This is a genomic window from Janthinobacterium sp. 1_2014MBL_MicDiv (genome assembly GCF_001865675.1).
GTDB lineage: Bacteria > Pseudomonadota > Gammaproteobacteria > Burkholderiales > Burkholderiaceae_D > Janthinobacterium.
Map to the genome: position 1 here is coordinate 3,955,316 of NZ_CP011319.1, position 15,656 is coordinate 3,970,971.

General features: G+C 61.2%; 13 protein-coding genes. 3 read left to right on the top strand and 10 right to left on the bottom strand.

Going from position 1 to position 15,656, the window contains the following annotated elements; genetic code table 11:
* Window positions 1–6: 6 nt before the first annotated feature.
* The 8 genes from senA to pstS form a co-directional block, all read right to left on the bottom strand.
* A complete protein-coding gene (senA, locus tag YQ44_RS17070; RefSeq protein WP_232250926.1) occupies window positions 7–1,203 on the bottom strand; it encodes a selenoneine synthase SenA in 1,197 nt (398 codons plus the stop codon).
* Window positions 1,204–1,283: 80 nt separating this feature from the next.
* Window positions 1,284–2,600 (bottom strand): phosphate regulon sensor histidine kinase PhoR, encoded by a 1,317-nt coding sequence (gene phoR, locus YQ44_RS17075; RefSeq protein ID WP_071324412.1) that lies wholly within the window; start codon window positions 2,598–2,600, stop codon window positions 1,284–1,286.
* An 11-nt stretch (window positions 2,601–2,611) separates the two neighbouring features.
* Window positions 2,612–3,301 carry a response regulator gene (locus YQ44_RS17080; protein ID WP_034755074.1) on the bottom strand — a complete coding sequence of 230 codons (690 nt, stop codon included), beginning with the start codon at window positions 3,299–3,301 and terminating at the stop codon, window positions 2,612–2,614.
* A 5-nt stretch (window positions 3,302–3,306) separates the two neighbouring features.
* Complete coding sequence (gene phoU, locus YQ44_RS17085; protein WP_070218051.1) at window positions 3,307–4,017, bottom strand: phosphate signaling complex protein PhoU; 711 nt, start codon at window positions 4,015–4,017, stop codon at window positions 3,307–3,309.
* A gap of 49 nt (window positions 4,018–4,066) precedes the next feature.
* On the bottom strand, window positions 4,067–4,849 hold the full coding sequence (gene pstB, locus YQ44_RS17090) for a phosphate ABC transporter ATP-binding protein PstB (RefSeq protein ID WP_010396817.1): 783 nt from the start codon (window positions 4,847–4,849) through the stop codon (window positions 4,067–4,069).
* 38 nt (window positions 4,850–4,887) lie between these two features.
* Window positions 4,888–5,784, bottom strand: a complete 897-nt coding sequence (gene pstA, locus YQ44_RS17095; RefSeq protein WP_071324413.1) for a phosphate ABC transporter permease PstA — start codon at window positions 5,782–5,784, stop codon at window positions 4,888–4,890.
* Window positions 5,781–6,752: a phosphate ABC transporter permease subunit PstC gene (gene pstC / locus YQ44_RS17100; RefSeq protein ID WP_083412161.1), complete on the bottom strand. Its 972-nt coding sequence runs from the start codon at window positions 6,750–6,752 to the stop codon at window positions 5,781–5,783. Before pstC ends, pstA begins: the two co-directional genes overlap by 4 nt.
* Before the next feature lie 342 nt (window positions 6,753–7,094).
* Complete coding sequence (pstS, locus tag YQ44_RS17105) at window positions 7,095–8,144, bottom strand: phosphate ABC transporter substrate-binding protein PstS (RefSeq protein WP_071324415.1); 1,050 nt, start codon at window positions 8,142–8,144, stop codon at window positions 7,095–7,097.
* Between the two features lie 271 nt (window positions 8,145–8,415).
* Between pstS and ppk1 the strand changes: the two genes are divergently transcribed.
* From ppk1 to YQ44_RS29680, 3 genes are all read left to right on the top strand, one after another.
* Window positions 8,416–10,509 carry a polyphosphate kinase 1 gene (gene ppk1, locus YQ44_RS17110; protein WP_071324416.1) on the top strand — a complete coding sequence of 698 codons (2,094 nt, stop codon included), beginning with the start codon at window positions 8,416–8,418 and terminating at the stop codon, window positions 10,507–10,509.
* Between the two features lie 33 nt (window positions 10,510–10,542).
* On the top strand, window positions 10,543–11,001 hold the full coding sequence (gene sixA / locus YQ44_RS17115; protein ID WP_070304180.1) for a phosphohistidine phosphatase SixA: 459 nt from the start codon (window positions 10,543–10,545) through the stop codon (window positions 10,999–11,001).
* 396 nt (window positions 11,002–11,397) lie between these two features.
* The gene (locus tag YQ44_RS29680) at window positions 11,398–11,523 is read left to right on the top strand and encodes a hypothetical protein (protein ID WP_257786856.1); all 126 of its coding nucleotides are present in this window, start codon (window positions 11,398–11,400) and stop codon (window positions 11,521–11,523) included.
* A 209-nt stretch (window positions 11,524–11,732) separates the two neighbouring features.
* On the opposite strand, the gene YQ44_RS17120 is transcribed toward YQ44_RS29680, so the two are convergent.
* Both YQ44_RS17120 and clpB read right to left on the bottom strand, forming a co-directional pair.
* A complete protein-coding gene (locus YQ44_RS17120) occupies window positions 11,733–12,848 on the bottom strand; it encodes a polyamine ABC transporter substrate-binding protein (protein WP_071324417.1) in 1,116 nt (371 codons plus the stop codon).
* Between the two features lie 114 nt (window positions 12,849–12,962).
* Complete coding sequence (gene clpB / locus YQ44_RS17125; protein WP_071324418.1) at window positions 12,963–15,569, bottom strand: ATP-dependent chaperone ClpB; 2,607 nt, start codon at window positions 15,567–15,569, stop codon at window positions 12,963–12,965.
* Between the last annotated feature and the right edge of the window lie 87 nt (window positions 15,570–15,656).

Here is a 15,656-nt window from a genome sequence, read left to right on the forward strand (position 1 = left end):
GGCGCGCTACCAGGCGCAGGTGCGCAAGCCGGCAAAGATGTCGCCGCGCTCGGGCGCATGGAAGGCGCGCATGCGCGCCGACTGCAGGCGCGGCGGCGTGGCGAACGAGGCGCCGCGCAGCACCTGGTGGCGCATGAAATACGGCGCCGAATATTCGCGCCAGGCATCGGGCGCAAAGCCCGGATACGGCTCGAACGGCGTCGCCGTCCACTCCCACACCTGTCCCCACTGGAAGCGCGGATGGCCGGACAGCGCAGCATACTCCCATTCCGCCTCGGTCGCCAGGCGCCGCCCGGCCCAGGCGCAATACGCTTGCGCCTCGTACAGATTGATGTGGCGCACGGCTTCGTTCGGCGCCAGGGTCACCGGCTGGCCAAAGCGCAGCGTGCGCCACTGCGTGGCGTCGCGCAGCCAGTACAGCGGCGACGAGCGCTCCTGCTGCATCAGCCAGGCGCTGCCGGCCGCGCTCCAGAACTGGCGGTTCTGGTAGCCGCCATCGGAGACAAAATCGGCGAACTGGGCGTTCGACACGGGCACGGCGTCGATGGCGAAGGGCGCTACATAGCACGCGTATGGCGGGCATTCATTGTCGAAGGCGAAGCCGGCGTCGCGGCGCGAACCCAGTTCGATGCTACCACCTGGAAAGGCGATCTCGCCCAGGCCCGCCGGCAAGGCGGGACTGGCCGCCAGGGTCCCGGGCGCTGCCAGGCCCAGCCATTGCAAGCCGGCCAGCAATTGCTCGCCGCACAAGTCTTCATGGGCCAGCGCCAGGCGGTACGGGTACAGGGCGCCGTCGACATTGGCTTCGCGCGACAGTTTATCGAGTACCCGGTCGAGCACTTCGTGGCAATACGTCTTCACGGCGCCGGGGCTGGGCAAGTCCAGCTTCCAACGCGTGCGCTGCTCGACCATATTGGCGTCGAACAAATCGTCACCGCGCGTCAGCAGGGAATTGTAGACGGCGTCCGCCGGATGGCTGGAAGCCGCTTCGCGCAGGATGAACCACTCGGCGAACCAGGCGATATGCGCGAGTTGCCACAATGGCGGATTGAGCTGTAGATGGCGGGGCATGCGCTCCACCACGTCCAGTCCGGCGGAAACATAACAGTCGAACAGGAACAGGGTGGCTTGGCGCGCGGCCAGCAGCGACTGGGCCAGTTGCTGCGCGCCGGCGTGGCGAAAAGAAGCGTTGATTAAAGTCATGGCCCGATTGTAACGACTTTTGCCAACATCGCACGACTCGCAGGGGAAACGCAGGGGCGCAAGCCCCCTGCTCCCGCCAGCTACTTGACCAGCAATTCGCCCTGCAGCGGCGTGACGACGGACTTCGGCATGCTGACGATGAAACTGCTGCCCTTGTCGGCCACGGACTGGATGGCCAGGGTGCCCCCGTGGCGCAGCAGCACGTGCTTGACGATGGCCAGGCCCAGGCCCGTGCCCTGGGTTTCGCGCGACCGGCTCTTGTCGACGCGGTAGAAACGCTCGGTCAGGCGCGAGATATGCTCGGGGCTGATGCCGATGCCCGTATCCTGCGCGATGAATTGCGGTCCCGCCGCGCCATCCTGCCAGCGCAGGGTGATGGTGCCGCCGGCCGGCGTATAGCGCACGGCGTTCGAGGCCAGGTTGCCGAACGCGCTGTACAGCTCGTCGTAACTGCCCAGCACGTCAGGGCCCTTGCATTCCATCGTGATTTCGTGCTTGCCGGCCGATAAGCCCTTGGCATCGCGCAAGACCTGCTGCATGAGCTTTTTGACATCGACGGGCTCGGGGCGCAGCGGATAGTCGACCGATTCCAGGCGCGACAGGGTCAGCATGTCCTCGATCAGATGCTGCATGCGGTGGCCCTGCTCCGTCATCAGCTTGAGGTGGGCGGCGCGCGTGGTGGCGTCCAGGTCCAGCTCGGCGGAGGCGATTTCCAGGAAGCCGACGATGACGGTCAGCGGCGTGCGCAATTCGTGCGAGGCATTGGCGATGAAGTCGCGGCGCATCATTTCGATGCGTTCCGTCTCCGTCACGTCGTGCGTGACGAGGATCTGGCGGCGGTTTTCAAATGGAATGATCTGCACGATCAGCTTGCGGTTGCGGAAGGTGATCGTCAGCGGCTGGTCGTAGCGGCCCAGGATGATGTAATCCATGAACTCGGGACTGCGGATCAGATTCGTCACGCGCATGCCCTTGTCGCGCTCGTGCGTGAGGCCCAGGTGCTTCTCGGCGGCAGGGTTGCACCATTCGAGGAACAGCACGTCGTCCATGATGACGACGCCATCGGGCAGCAGGTGCATGGCCTGGCGGAAACGCGCCAGCCATTCCGTCAGCTCGGCCTGGTTTTTCTCATCGTCGCGGCGCATGCGGTACAGGCGCGCGAAGATGCTGGTCCAGGCGCCCCAGCCATCGGGCAGCTTGGCGCTTTGCGGATTGTCCAGCCAGTTACTCAGCTGGAACAGGTAGGACAGCTGCACGAACACCATCATGGCCATCAGCACGAAGGCGATGCCCAGCGCATACGTGGCGCCAAACAGATACCAGACGACGGCCACGCCCAGCAGCGCCAGCACCATGCGTAAGGCGGCCGGTACCCAGAACAGCAATTTCGGATTCATAGAGGCTAGCTTTATTTTTCAGACAACATGTAGCCGACGCTGCGCACGGTCTTGATCAGGCTTTCCGCCTCTTTCAAGGCTTTGCGCAAGCGCAATACGTGGACATCGACCGTGCGTTCCTCGATCACCACATGGTCGCCCCACACCTTGTCGAGCAGCTGGCTGCGCGAAAACACGCGCTCCGGATGGGCCAGCAGGAATTTCAGCAGCTTGTATTCGGCATGGCCGATATCGATCTTCTGTTCATCCATCATCACGGTGCAGCTGACGGGATCCAGCGCCACGTTGCCGGCGCGCATGGGCGCCTGCGCGTGTTCCGGGCTCTTGCGTCGCAACAGCGCCTTGGCGCGCGCCAGCAGCTCGCGCGGCGAGAACGGCTTGGTGACGTAATCGTCGGCCCCGCTGTTCAGGCCGGCCAGCTTGTCTTCTTCCATGCTCTTGGCGGTGAGCATGATGACGGGGATGGCGGCAAAATTGCGGTCGGCGCGGATGCGCGACAGCAGGCGCAAGCCCGTTTGATCCGGCAGCATCCAGTCCAGCAGGATCAGGTGCGGCGTGCGGTGCTGGATGAATTCCCAGGCATCGGCGACGTTTTGTACAGAACAGCAATTCCAGCCGGATTCGCGCAGCGAATAGGTCACCAGTTCAACGATGGCCGGCTCATCTTCAACAATCAATACCGTGGTTTTATCAGATGCCATAAAGCTTACTCAGGGAGCTCCTCGGAAATGGCGGGAGCAGCCACCTTGGTGTGGCGGATGTCCTTGCCTTCAACCACGTAAATCACGTATTCGGCGATGTTTTTCGCATGGTCGCCGATCCGTTCGATGGCCTTGGCCACCCACAGGGTGTCGAGCGCCGCCGAAATCGTGCGCGGGTCTTCCATCATAAAGGTGATCAAGTTGCGCATGATAGACCGAAACTCATGGTCGATGATGGCATCTTGTGCAATTAATTGTAATGCCTGCTTGCCATCGTTGCGCGCGAACGCGTCCAGCGCGTCGTGCAGCATGTCGGTGGCCGTGTTGGCGATGCCGCGCACCATCTCGTAATGGTTGACGACGGCGTTGCCGCGCTTGTGCAGATTCTTCGCCACGCGGGCGATTTTTGTCGCCTCGTCGCCTACGCGCTCGAGGTCGGTAATCACCTTGATGGTGGCCATGATGGTGCGCAAGTCGTTGGCGGCCGGCTGGCGGCGCACGATCAGGTGGCTGCAGGCGTCGTCGAGCGACACTTCCAGCTGGTTGACGACGTCGTCTTCGCGCATCACGCGGTCGGCGCGTTCCGGATTGCCGATGCGAAAGCACGTCATCGCGTCGAGGAACTGGGTTTCAACGATGCCGCCCATCAGGAGCACTTTCGAGCGGATCGCTTCGAGTTCGTTGTCGTATTGCTTGGATGAATGTTCGCCTATCATGCCGTCTCTCCGTATTCAGTTGTCTTGTATATATGGCTATGCGGGTGGATCAGCCGAAGCGGCCCGTGATGTAATCCTGCGTTTCCTTGCGAGCCGGATTCATGAAGATCTGGTCCGTTTCGCCGAATTCCACCAGTTCGCCCAGGTACATATAGGCCGTGTAGTCGGAGCAGCGCGCCGCCTGCTGCATATTGTGCGTCACGATGGCGATCGTGTAATCCTGTTTCAGTTCGCTGATCAGCTCTTCCACCTTTGAGGTCGAGATCGGGTCCAGCGCCGAGGTCGGCTCGTCAAGCAACAGCACGTCCGGCTTCACCGCCACGCCGCGCGCGATGCACAGGCGCTGCTGCTGGCCGCCCGACAGCGACAGGCCGCTCTTCGACAGCTTGTCCTTGACTTCGCCCCACAGCGCGGCCTTCTTCAGGGCCCACTCGACGCGCTCGTCCATCTCGCCTTTCGACAGGTCTTCATACAGGCGCACGCCAAAGGCGATATTGTCGTACACGGACATGGGGAACGGCGTTGGTTTCTGGAACACCATGCCGACCTTGGCGCGCAGCATGTTGACGTCCTGGTCGGCGTCAAGCACGTTGCGGCCGCGGTACAGGATCGAGCCTTCCGCGCGCTGGCCAGGATACAGGTCATACATGCGGTTCAAGGTGCGCAGCAAGGTTGATTTACCGCAACCGGACGGGCCGATGAAGGCCGTCACCTTCTTCTCGTGGATATCGAGATTGACGTTATGCAAGCTTTGCGTTTTGCCGTAAAAAAAGTTCAGGCCCGAAATCTCGATGGTTTTCTTCTTTGGTGCCAGGTCTTGGGCTGGATTCATTTGCGTATTCATGTGGGTTCGCTTCGCTCGATATCTGTTTAATTAGGGACTTTTTGGCTGAACACGGTGCGCGACAGGATATTCAGGGCCAGCACGCTGAAGGTGATCAGCAGTGCGCCACCCCAGGCCAGCGAGCGCCAGTTGTCGTACGGGCTCATCGCAAACGAAGCGATGACAGACGGCAAGTTGGCCATCGGCGCATTCATGTTGAAGCTTTGGAACTGGTTATTCAGGGCCGTGAACAGCAGCGGCGCCGTTTCGCCGGCGATGCGGGCCAGGGCCAGCAGCACGCCCGTGATGACGCCAGCCTTGACGGCGCGCAAGCGCACCAGGGTGGCGACCTTCCAGCGCGGCGCGCCCAGGGCAAACGCGGCTTCTAGCAGGCTGTTCGGTACCAGGCGCAGCATATTGTCCGTCGTGCGCACCACCACCGGCACGGCGATCAGCGACAGGGCGATGGCGCCGGCGTAACCCGAGAAATGTTTGACGTGGGCCACGTACAGCGCATACACGAACAGGCCGATGACGATCGATGGCGCCGACAGCATGATGTCCGTCACGAAGCGCGTCACTTGCGCCAGCTTGTTTTCCTCGCCGTATTCGGCCAGGTAGATGCCGGCCAGGATGCCGATCGGCGTGCTGACCACGGTGGCCAGGCCCACCATCAGGGCGCTGCCGACGATGGCGTTGATCAGGCCACCGCCTTCGCTGCCCGGCGCCGGCGTCGTTTGCGTGAACAGGTCGACCGACAGGGCGCCAAAGCCCTTCACCACCAGGGTGAACAGGATCCACACGAGCACGGCCAGGCCCAGGGCCATGGCGGCCACCGACAAGGCGATGCCGATGCGGTGCATCAGCAATCGCTTGCGGTAGACGGGGTTCATGGCCGGCTTGGCCGGAACGTCGAGGGTGCTAACTTGGCTGAGCTGGCTCATTTCGTGCCTTCCTTGCGGGACATGCCAGCCAGCATCAGCTTGGCGGCGGATAAGACGATAAAGGTGATGACAAACAGGATCAGGGCCAGCGAGAACAGCGACGCCACGTGCAGCTCGGACTGCGCTTCGCCGAATTCATTGGCCAGCAAGGAGGTGATGCTGTTACCGGCGGCAAACAGCGACCACGACAGCTTGTTGGCGTTGCCGATGACGAAGGTCACAGCCATGGTTTCGCCCAGCGCGCGGCCCAGGCCCAGCATGACGCCGCCGACGACGCCCGTCTTGGTGTAAGGCAGCACGATCTTGCGCACCACTTCCCAGCGCGTGCAGCCCAGGCCGTAGGCCGATTCCTTCAGCACGGCAGGGACGATTTCAAACACGTCGCGCATCACCGAGGCGATGAAGGGGATGATCATGATGGCCAGCACCAGGCCAGCCGTCAACAGGCCGATGCCCATCATGGGGCCGCTGAACAGGGGACCGATGATGGGCACGTTGCCCAGGGTGGCTTTCAGGATGGGCTGGACGTGGTCGGCAAACAGGGGCGCAAACACGAACAGGCCCCAGATGCCGTAGATGATCGACGGCACGCCGGCCAGCAGCTCGACAGCCGTGCCCAGCGGGCGGCGCAGCCAGGCCGGGCAGATTTCCGTGAGGAACAGGGCGATGCCGAAGCTGACGGGGAACGCGATCAGCAAGGCGATGACCGACGTCACCAGGGTGCCGATGATGGGGATCAGGGCGCCGTACTGGTCATTGACGGGGTCCCACTCGGCCGAGACGATGAAATGCAGGCCGAAGGTGCGGAAGGCGGGAATCGATTCCATGATCAGCGAAATGATGATGCCCACCAGGACGATCAGCACCGACAGGGCGAACAGCATCGTCACCTTGTGGAACAAAAAATCCTGGATACGCTGCTTGCGCATGGTGGAAAGCATTTGCGCGTGACTGATGGAATCGGTCATGGTGCCGCCTGGCATGGGGATCGTGGAGGAGGTAGATTGTGCGCTCATATTGTGCCAGATGTGGGTGGTACTGCCGGTCTTGCTGTTTTAATACGCCTGTCAAAACCTGCTGCGCGTCGTCGGTCTCGGCCTGCGATGCTCGCCGTACCTTCGTACAGTGGCGCTTCTCGACCGCAACTCCCTTCCGCTCACTACGGTTTTGCCAGGTGTCGTTGCTTTTATTCTCTGTATTCTTTTAGCCGGGACCGTCTGCAAGGGCTTGCGGGCGGTCCTGGCTAACTCCCTGTCCCGCCGTGCTGCTGGCGGGACAAGGATCGGTACTTATATGCTCAAGCTAGCGGATCAGTAGATCGACTTGCCCGATGCGTCTTTCAGGTTGGCTTTCCACGATTCCTGCACCAGCTTGATGACCGATGCCGGCATCGGCACGTAGTCCAGTTCAACGGCAGCAGGACCGCCATTTTTGTAGGCCCAGTCGAAGAATTTCAGCACTTCTTTTGCCTTGGCTGCGTCAGCCTGGACTTTGTGCATCAGGATGAACGACACGCCCGTGATCGGCCAGCTGTTCTTGCCAGCCTGGTCGGTCAACACCACGCCGAAGCCTGGGGTTTGCGTCCATGGTGCGGAAGCGGCAGCGGCCTTGAAGTTCTCGTCGTCCGGTTGCAGGAAGTTGCCGTCCTTGTTTTGCAGCTGGGTGTGCGACATCTTGTTTTTCTTGGCGTAAGCCCACTCGACGTAGCCGATCGAACCCTTGATACGCTGCACGTTGGCGGCGACGCCTTCGTTACCCTTGCCGCCTACGCCCACGGCCCACTTCACAGCCGAGCCAGCACCGATTTTCGATTTGAATTCCGGGTTGGTTTTCGACAGGAAGTCGGTGAACAGGAACGAGGTGCCCGAACCGTCAGCGCGGTGCACCACGGTGATTTCCGTATCCGGCAGCTTGACGCCCGTGTTCAGTGCGGCGATCTCGGGAGCGCTCCACTTGGTGATCTTGCCCAGGTAGATGTCGCCAACGACTTTGCCCGTCATTTTCAGCTGGCCTGGGGTCACGCCGTCCAGGTTGACGATGGTGACCACGCCGCCCATGATGGCCGGGAATTGCATCAGACCCGCTTCTTCCAGCTCTTCCGCCTTCAAAGGCATGTCGGATGCGCCGAATTCAACAGTCTTGGCCTTGATTTGCTTGATGCCGGCGCCGGAGCCGACGGACTGGTAGTTCAGGCCGTTGCCGGTGTTGGCTTTGTAGGTCTCAGCCCATTTGGCGTAGATCGGGTACGGGAAGGTTGCACCAGCACCTGTCATATCTGCCGCCATGACGGAAGCGGAAGAAAATGCCATCGCTGCCGAAGCACCCACGACGATAAATTTGAACATTTGCTTCATTTGCATATCAAGTCCTCAGGGTTGTTAGGGCTCAAAGTCCCGGTTGAATGCTGCGCAGTCTAGCAAGCGAATATGACAGCTTTATGACATGCGTCAGATTTCTTGAAATATTTGCCTACGCCCGGGAAATCGCCGTTTTGACGGCCGAAAATGACATCCGCCCCCATGCTTTATGACAGAATATGTCACGGCTACGTCATATTTCATGATTACACTCATTGCGCGTCATACAAGCAAAAATACCGCTAGAATTAATCATCTGCAAAGACAAAAGAATATGAAACCTGAACTGCACATGGAAGTGACCAAATCGGGCATCCTGCTTGACCGCGAGCTGTCGCAACTGACTTTCAACCGGCGCGTGATGGCCCAGGCGGAAGACCCGAACATTCCCCTGCTCGAGCGCCTGCGCTACCTGTGCATCGTCAGCAGCAATATGGATGAGTTCTTCGAGGTGCGCGTGGCCAGCCTGCTGGCGGCCGGCAGCATCGGCGGTTCGCTGGCCGGCCACCCTGCCCTGGCGGCCAACCTGGAGCGCATCGGCAAGGAATGCCATGCGCTGGTGGAACGCCAGTACGAGATATTAAATAGCGACGTCTTGCCGGCCCTGCGCGAAGCGGGCGTGCATTTGCTGCGCGACAGCGACCGCAACGAGGCGCAGCGCGCGTGGGTAAAGCAATACTTCGACCGCGAAGTGCGGCCCCTGCTGACGCCGATCGGCCTCGACCCGGCCCACCCGTTCCCGCAAGTGGTCAACAAGAGTCTCAACTTCATCGTGTCGCTGAGCGGCAAGGATGCATTCGGCCGCGGCACGGCCATCGCCATCGTCAAGGCGCCCCGTGTCTTGCCGCGCGTCATCAAGCTGCCGGACGAGATTTCCGGCGACGGCGTGTCCTTCTGTTTATTGTCGTCCGTCATCCATGCCCACATTTCCGACCTGTTCGCCGGGCGCGAAGTGATTGCCTATTCGCAGTTCCGCGTCACGCGCGACAGCGACCTGTGGGTCGACGAAGATGAAGTCAAGAACCTGCGCCAGGCCCTGAAAGGCGAACTCGTGGGCCGCCAGTTCGGCACCTCGGTGCGCCTGGAAGTGGCACGCAACTGTCCACCGGAATTGTCACAGTTCCTGCTCGACCAGTTCAACCTGGATCAAAGCCGCCTGTACCGCGTCAACGGCCCCGTCAACCTGGTGCGCCTGTCGGAGATGATCGACCACGTCAAGCAGCCCGCGCTGCGTTTCCCGCCGTTCTTCCCCGGCCTCGCGCACAAAGCCATCGGCAACGACATCTTTGCCGCGCTGAACAAGCACGACATCCTGCTGCACCACCCCTACCAGTCGTTCCAGACGGTCATCGACTTCATCCGCAGCGCCGCCTACGATCCATCCGTCGTCGCCATCAAGCAGACGATCTACCGCACGGGCATGAACTCGGACTTGATGGAATCGCTGATTACGGCGGCAAAGATGGGCAAGGAAGTGACCGTCATCGTGGAACTGATGGCGCGTTTCGACGAGGAAGCCAATATCAACTGGGCCGACAAGCTCGAGCAGGCTGGCGCGCAAGTCGTGTACGGCGTCGTCGGCCTGAAAACCCACGCCAAGGTGGCGCTCGTCATCCGCCGCGAAGAAGGCGCGCTGCGCTTCTATGCGCATTTGGGCACCGGCAACTACCACCCCACCACCACCAAGCTGTACACGGACTTCGGCTTGCTGACGGCGAACCAGGACCTGGCCGTGGAAGTGAATGAAGTCTTCATCCACCTGACCAGCCTGACCAAGCCGCACAACCTGAACCACCTGTGGCTGGCGCCGTTCGGCCTGCAAAGCGAGATCATCAAGGCTATCCGCAACGAGGCGAAGATCGCCCGCTCGGGCCGGCGCGGACGCATCATCGTCAAGGTCAACGCGCTCGTCGACGAATCCGTGATCCGCGCCCTGTATGCGGCCTCGACCGATGGCGTGAAGATCGACCTGATCGTGCGCGGCGCCTGTACCCTGAAGCCGGGCGTGCTTGGGCTGTCGGAAAACATCAAGGTGCGCTCCGTGATCGGGCGTTTCCTCGAGCATAGCCGCATTTATTACTTCCGCAATGACCTGGCGCACGATGTCTACCTGGCCAGCGCGGACTGGATGAGCCGCAACCTGTTCCGCCGCGTGGAAGTGGCCTTCCCGATACTCGACCGGGCGCTGAAGCGGCGCGTGATCGCCGAAGGCCTGAATCCGTATTTGAAGGATAATACGAATGCATGGGAACTGGAGCCGACGGGCCACTATGCGCGCCGCAAGCCGCGCGGCAAGCAAAGCCCGTTCAGCGCCCAGCAATACCTGATGCAGACACTGGGCACGCCGGGCGCGGAGGTCGGCGAATAAGCGATAACGACGTTCAACACAGAGGAGTACAGCATGGACCTCATCTTGTGGCGGCACGCAGAAGCCGAGCCGGGCGTGCCGGACCTGGAGCGCGCACTGACAGTCAAGGGGCAGAAACAGGCGCGCCGCATGGGCGAATGGCTCGCTTCGCAATTGCCCGAGAATTGCCGCATCCTCGTCAGCCCGGCCCTGCGCACCCTGCAGACGGCCGAGGCGCTGGGACGCAAGTTCAAGCTGATGCCGGAACTGGCGCCCGGCGCGGAAGCGGAAGACATCCTGAAGGCGGCCAACTGGCCCGGCGGCAAGGAAACCGTGCTCATCGTCGGCCACCAGCCCACCCTGGGCCAGGCGGCCGCCCTGCTGCTGACGGGCGAAGAACAGGAATGGGAAATGCGCAAGGCCAGCGCCTGGTGGTTCTCCCAGCGCGAACCTGGCGATCCCGTCAGCGTTTATCTGAAGGCCGTGATGGCGCATGATCTCGTCGTGAAATAGGGACAATGCGCAAGGCCAGCGCAGGATGGACAGGTTTTCCCGGCACGAACCAGGCGATCCCGTCAGCGTGTATTTAAAGGCCGTGATGGCACATGATCTCGTCGTGAAATAGGGGCAATGCGCAAGGCCAGCGCAGGATGGACAGGTTTTCCCGACACGAAACGGACGAACCCGTCAGTGTGTATCTGAAGGCCGTGATGGCGCATGGCCTGGTGGTCAGACAGGGAAAAATGAAAAATAATGCGCTGGAACAAATACTGGTGGAATTTACAACACGGCAGCCTTGTAAAGCGCGGCCGATCTGCTAGAGTTTAATTGCATCAACTACGTGTCGGAGCACTGCCCTGTCACCTTGAGCAACCCAGCGGACAGCCGTCCAACGGCGGCTGAAAGACCATGTTAACCTTCCTCGTTTTTCTCTTCATCGCCATCTTCGCCGCCATCATCGGCTTTGTCGCCTTTGAACTGATCGAAGAAATGCGCGGCAGCAACCACAAGCTGATGGATCGCTACCACGAGTAGTGTTCACCTCGGCACTATCGCATGGCGCCAGCGACGGCCTACAGGTCCGTCTCTCGCGCCATCCTTGTATCTCCCGACAAAACGTACTGCGCGTGGCGATTTGCAAGCGGCGATGCTCGCTGCCGCAGCGGCCCCGTGCAAGGCACAGTTCCGCTTCCCGATCACAACGCCCTTGCGCCCGCTACTGTTTTGCAGGGCGCCCCTCTACCTCACACTCCCGTCTTGAACTTCGTATAGATGCGCGTCATCAGGCGGCGGATATCGGCCGTGGTCGCTTCCGGCGCGGCCATGCGCTGCTTGTCGGCGTCCGACAGGAAGATGGCCTTATTCTCGCCGATGTCCTTGCGCACATACTTGATGCTGGCAGGATTCGGATTCGCGTAGAAGACCTTGTTGCTCAGGCTGGCATGCACTTGCGGACGCAGGATGTAGTTGATGAACAGGTGCGCGTTGCCCGGGTGCGGCGCGTCAGCGGGGATGGCCATGGTGTCGAACATCAGCGCGGCCGTCTTCGGCACCAGCACCTGGATCACGTTGCCGTTTTTCGCGTCGATGGCGCGCTGGCGCGCGATATTGATGTCGCCCGACCAGCCCAGCGCAACGCAGACGGAGCCGTTGGCCATGTCATTGATGTAGCCTGACGAGCTGAACAGGGTAACGTAGGGACGGATCGCCTGCAGCACCTTGCCCGCTTCCTGGTAGTCGGCGCTGGCTTTCGAATACGCGGGCTTGCCCAGGTATTGCAGCGCGGCCGGCAGCACTTCCGACGGCGAGTCGAGGAAGGAGACGCCGCACGACTTCAGCTTCGACGCGTACTTCGGGTCGAAGACCAGGTCCCAGGCGTTCTCGGGCATGGGCATGCCGCCCAGCGCCGCCTTGACCTTGTTGACGTTGATGCCCACGGTCGTGTAGCCCCACAGCCAGTCGACCAGGTAATCGTTGTTCGGGTCGATCTTCGACAGCTTCGCCTGCAGGCCCGGATCGAGGTTGCCGAGGTTCGTCAACTTGCTCTTGTCGAGTTTACGCAGCAGGCCCGCATCGATCTGCAGGCGCGCCCACTGGGCCGTCGGCACGACGATGTCATAGCCGGACTTGCCCGCCACCAGTTTCGCGTTGAGGATTTCGTTGTTGTCGAAAACGTCGTAGCGTACCTTGATACCCGTTTCCTTCTCAAAATTCTTGATCGTATCGTCGCCGATATAGTCCGACCAGTTGTAGATATTCAGTACTTTCTCTTCCTGGGCGTAGGCAGGCAATGCCAGCACGGCTGCCGCCAAGGTCAATCCCACTCGAATGCGCCGCCCTGCTTGCCATGTGTTTGCCATCGTACCGCCTCCGGAATTAGTCAGAAAATAGTGCCGATGATAGCAAGAAGGGCGGCATCAGGTCCAGCCCGATACCGCCCTGCTTTCACTGCCGGGGCCAGGCCCCGGACAACGTTACACCTTGTCCAGCCCCACCGTGGCGCCCGTAAACACCAGGTTGCCATTCTGGGCGTCGATGCGGATCTCGTCTTTCGGGCCAAAGCGGCCTTCCAGGATCAGCTTCGACAGCGGATTTTCGATCTGCTGCTGGATCGCCCGCTTCAGCGGACGCGCACCATACACCGGGTCGTAGCCCGCTTCGGCGATTTGCTGCAAGGCGGCGTCCGTCAAGCTCAGCGCCATGTCCATGCGCGCCAGGCGTTCTTCGAGAATCTTCAGCTGGATCTTCGCGATCGCGCCGATGTTTTTCTCGTCGAGGCCGTGGAACACGACGATTTCGTCGATACGGTTGACGAACTCGGGACGGAAGTGCGAGCGCACCTCGGCCATCACGGCCAGCTTCACGACACCGGGGTCATCGCTTTCCATGGCCTGGATTTTATGCGAACCGAGGTTCGAGGTCATGATGATGACGGTATTCTTGAAGTCCACCGTGCGGCCCTGGCCGTCCGTCATGCGTCCATCGTCGAGCACTTGCAGCAGCACGTTGAAGACGTCCGGGTGCGCCTTCTCGACTTCGTCGAGCAGGATCACGCTGTACGGCTTGCGGCGCACGGCTTCCGTCAGGTAGCCGCCCTCGTCGTAGCCGACATAGCCGGGCGGCGCGCCGATCAGGCGGGCCACGGAATGCTTCTCCATGAACTCGCTCATGTCGATGCGTATCATCGATTCTTCCGTATCGAACAGGAAGGTCGCCAGCGCCTTGCTCAACTCGGTCTTGCCGACGCCCGTCGGTCCCAGGAACATGAACGAGCCATATGGACGGTTCGGGTCGCTCAAGCCGGCGCGCGAACGGCGGATGGCATCGGCCACGGCCGTGATCGCTTCATCCTGGCCCACCACGCGCTCGTGCAGTTTCTCTTCGATGTGCAGCAGCTTGTCGCGTTCGCCCTGCATCATGCGCGACACGGGAATGCCCGTCGCGCGCGACACCACTTCGGCGATTTCCTCGGCGCCCACTTCCGTGCGCAGCAGCTTCGGATGATCGGGATCGACCTTCGGCATGCCGCTGTCGGCCTGCTTGAGCTGGGCTTCCAGCTGGGGCAGCTTGCCATATTGCAATTCCGACACTTTCTGCCAGTTGCTCTCGCGCGTCGCCTGCTCCATCTGCAGCTTGACGTTCTCGATCTCTTCCTTGATGTGCGTGCTGCCTTGCACCACGGCTTTTTCCGCCTTCAGGATTTCCTCGAAGTCATTGTATTCGCGCTGCAGCTTGACGATTTCTTCCTCGATCAGGCCCAGGCGGCGCAACGACGCTTCGTCTTTTTCCTTCTTCACGGCTTCGCGCTCGATCTTCAGCTGGATCAAACGGCGTTCCAGCTTGTCCATCACTTCCGGCTTGGAATCGATCTCGATCTTGATCTTCGCCGCCGCTTCATCGATCAGGTCGATCGCCTTGTCGGGCAGGAAGCGGTCCGTGATGTAGCGGTGCGACAGTTCGGCCGCGGCAATGATGGCCGCGTCCGTGATTTCCACCTTGTGGTGCAGCGCATACTTGTCCTGCAAGCCGCGCAGGATGGCGATGGTCGCTTCCACGGTCGGCTCGTCGACCAGCACTTTCTGGAAGCGGCGCTCCAGCGCGGCATCCTTCTCGATGTACTTGCGGTACTCGTCGAGCGTGGTGGCGCCCACGCAGTGGAGTTCGCCGCGCGCCAGCGCCGGTTTCAGCATATTGCCGGCGTCCATCGCGCCTTCGGCCTTGCCGGCGCCCACCATGGTGTGCATCTCGTCGATGAAGACGATGGTTTGCCCTTCATCCATGGCCAGTTCCTTCAGCACGGATTTCAGGCGCTCCTCGAATTCGCCGCGGAATTTCGCGCCGGCCAGCAAGGCGGCCATGTCCAGCGAGAGTACGCGCTTGCCTTTCAGCGATTCGGGCACTTCGCCGTTGACGATGCGCTGCGCCAGGCCTTCGACGATAGCGGTCTTGCCCACGCCCGGTTCGCCGATCAGCACGGGGTTGTTCTTGCTGCGGCGCTGCAGGATCTGGATGGTGCGGCGGATTTCATCGTCGCGGCCGATCACGGGGTCGAGCTTGCCCTTGCGCGCCCGCTCCGTCAGGTCCAGTGTGTATTTTTTCAAGGCTTCGCGCTGGCCTTCGGCCTCTTGCGAATCGACCTTGTTGCCGCCGCGCACAGCCTCGATGGCCGCTTCCAGCGCCTTGCGGCTCAAGCCATTTTCGCGCGCCAGCTTGCCGCAGTCGGACTTGTCTTCCGTCATCGCCAGCAAGACCATCTCGCTGGAAACGAACTGGTCGCCCGCCTTCTGCGATTCCTTGTCGGCCAGGTTCAGCAAGGCCACGAATTCGCGGCTGACCTGCACGTCGCCGCCCGTGCCCGACACTTTCGGCAGGCGTTCGATGGAGGCGCCCAGGGCCTTGGACAGGCCGCCCACGTTGACGCCGGCCCGCTGCAGCAGCGAGCGCGCGCCGCCGTCGTCCTGGTTCAACAGGGCCGTCAGCAGGTGGACTGGTTCGATATAGGGATTGTCATTGCCCACGGCCAAGCTTTGCGCATCGGCCAGGGCTTCCTGTAATTTGGTAGTCAGTTTATCTTGTCGCATGAAAAGCGCTCCCGGTTAATTAGTTGTTAACCAAATTGGGGTGAGGCAGTACTTTTCAAGCATACACAAAGCAGAAAACCGATGCAC

Excerpts from the sequence above, each read along its gene's own strand:
- sixA (WP_070304180.1), top strand. The coding sequence starts at position 10,543 with ATGGACCTCATCTTGTGGCGGCACGCAGAAGCCGAGCCGGGCGTGCCG.
- clpB (WP_071324418.1), bottom strand. The coding sequence starts at position 15,569 with ATGCGACAAGATAAACTGACTACCAAATTACAGGAAGCCCTGGCCGAT.
- phoR (WP_071324412.1), bottom strand. The coding sequence starts at position 2,600 with ATGAATCCGAAATTGCTGTTCTGGGTACCGGCCGCCTTACGCATGGTG.
- phoU (WP_070218051.1), bottom strand. The coding sequence starts at position 4,017 with ATGATAGGCGAACATTCATCCAAGCAATACGACAACGAACTCGAAGCG.
- senA (WP_232250926.1), bottom strand. The coding sequence starts at position 1,203 with ATGACTTTAATCAACGCTTCTTTTCGCCACGCCGGCGCGCAGCAACTG.
- YQ44_RS17080 (WP_034755074.1), bottom strand. The coding sequence starts at position 3,301 with ATGGCATCTGATAAAACCACGGTATTGATTGTTGAAGATGAGCCGGCC.
- pstA (WP_071324413.1), bottom strand. The coding sequence starts at position 5,784 with ATGAGCCAGCTCAGCCAAGTTAGCACCCTCGACGTTCCGGCCAAGCCG.
- ppk1 (WP_071324416.1), top strand. The coding sequence starts at position 8,416 with ATGAAACCTGAACTGCACATGGAAGTGACCAAATCGGGCATCCTGCTT.
- YQ44_RS29680 (WP_257786856.1), top strand. The coding sequence starts at position 11,398 with ATGTTAACCTTCCTCGTTTTTCTCTTCATCGCCATCTTCGCCGCCATC.
- pstS (WP_071324415.1), bottom strand. The coding sequence starts at position 8,144 with ATGCAAATGAAGCAAATGTTCAAATTTATCGTCGTGGGTGCTTCGGCA.
- pstB (WP_010396817.1), bottom strand. The coding sequence starts at position 4,849 with ATGAATCCAGCCCAAGACCTGGCACCAAAGAAGAAAACCATCGAGATT.
- YQ44_RS17120 (WP_071324417.1), bottom strand. The coding sequence starts at position 12,848 with ATGGCAAACACATGGCAAGCAGGGCGGCGCATTCGAGTGGGATTGACC.
- pstC (WP_083412161.1), bottom strand. The coding sequence starts at position 6,752 with ATGACCGATTCCATCAGTCACGCGCAAATGCTTTCCACCATGCGCAAG.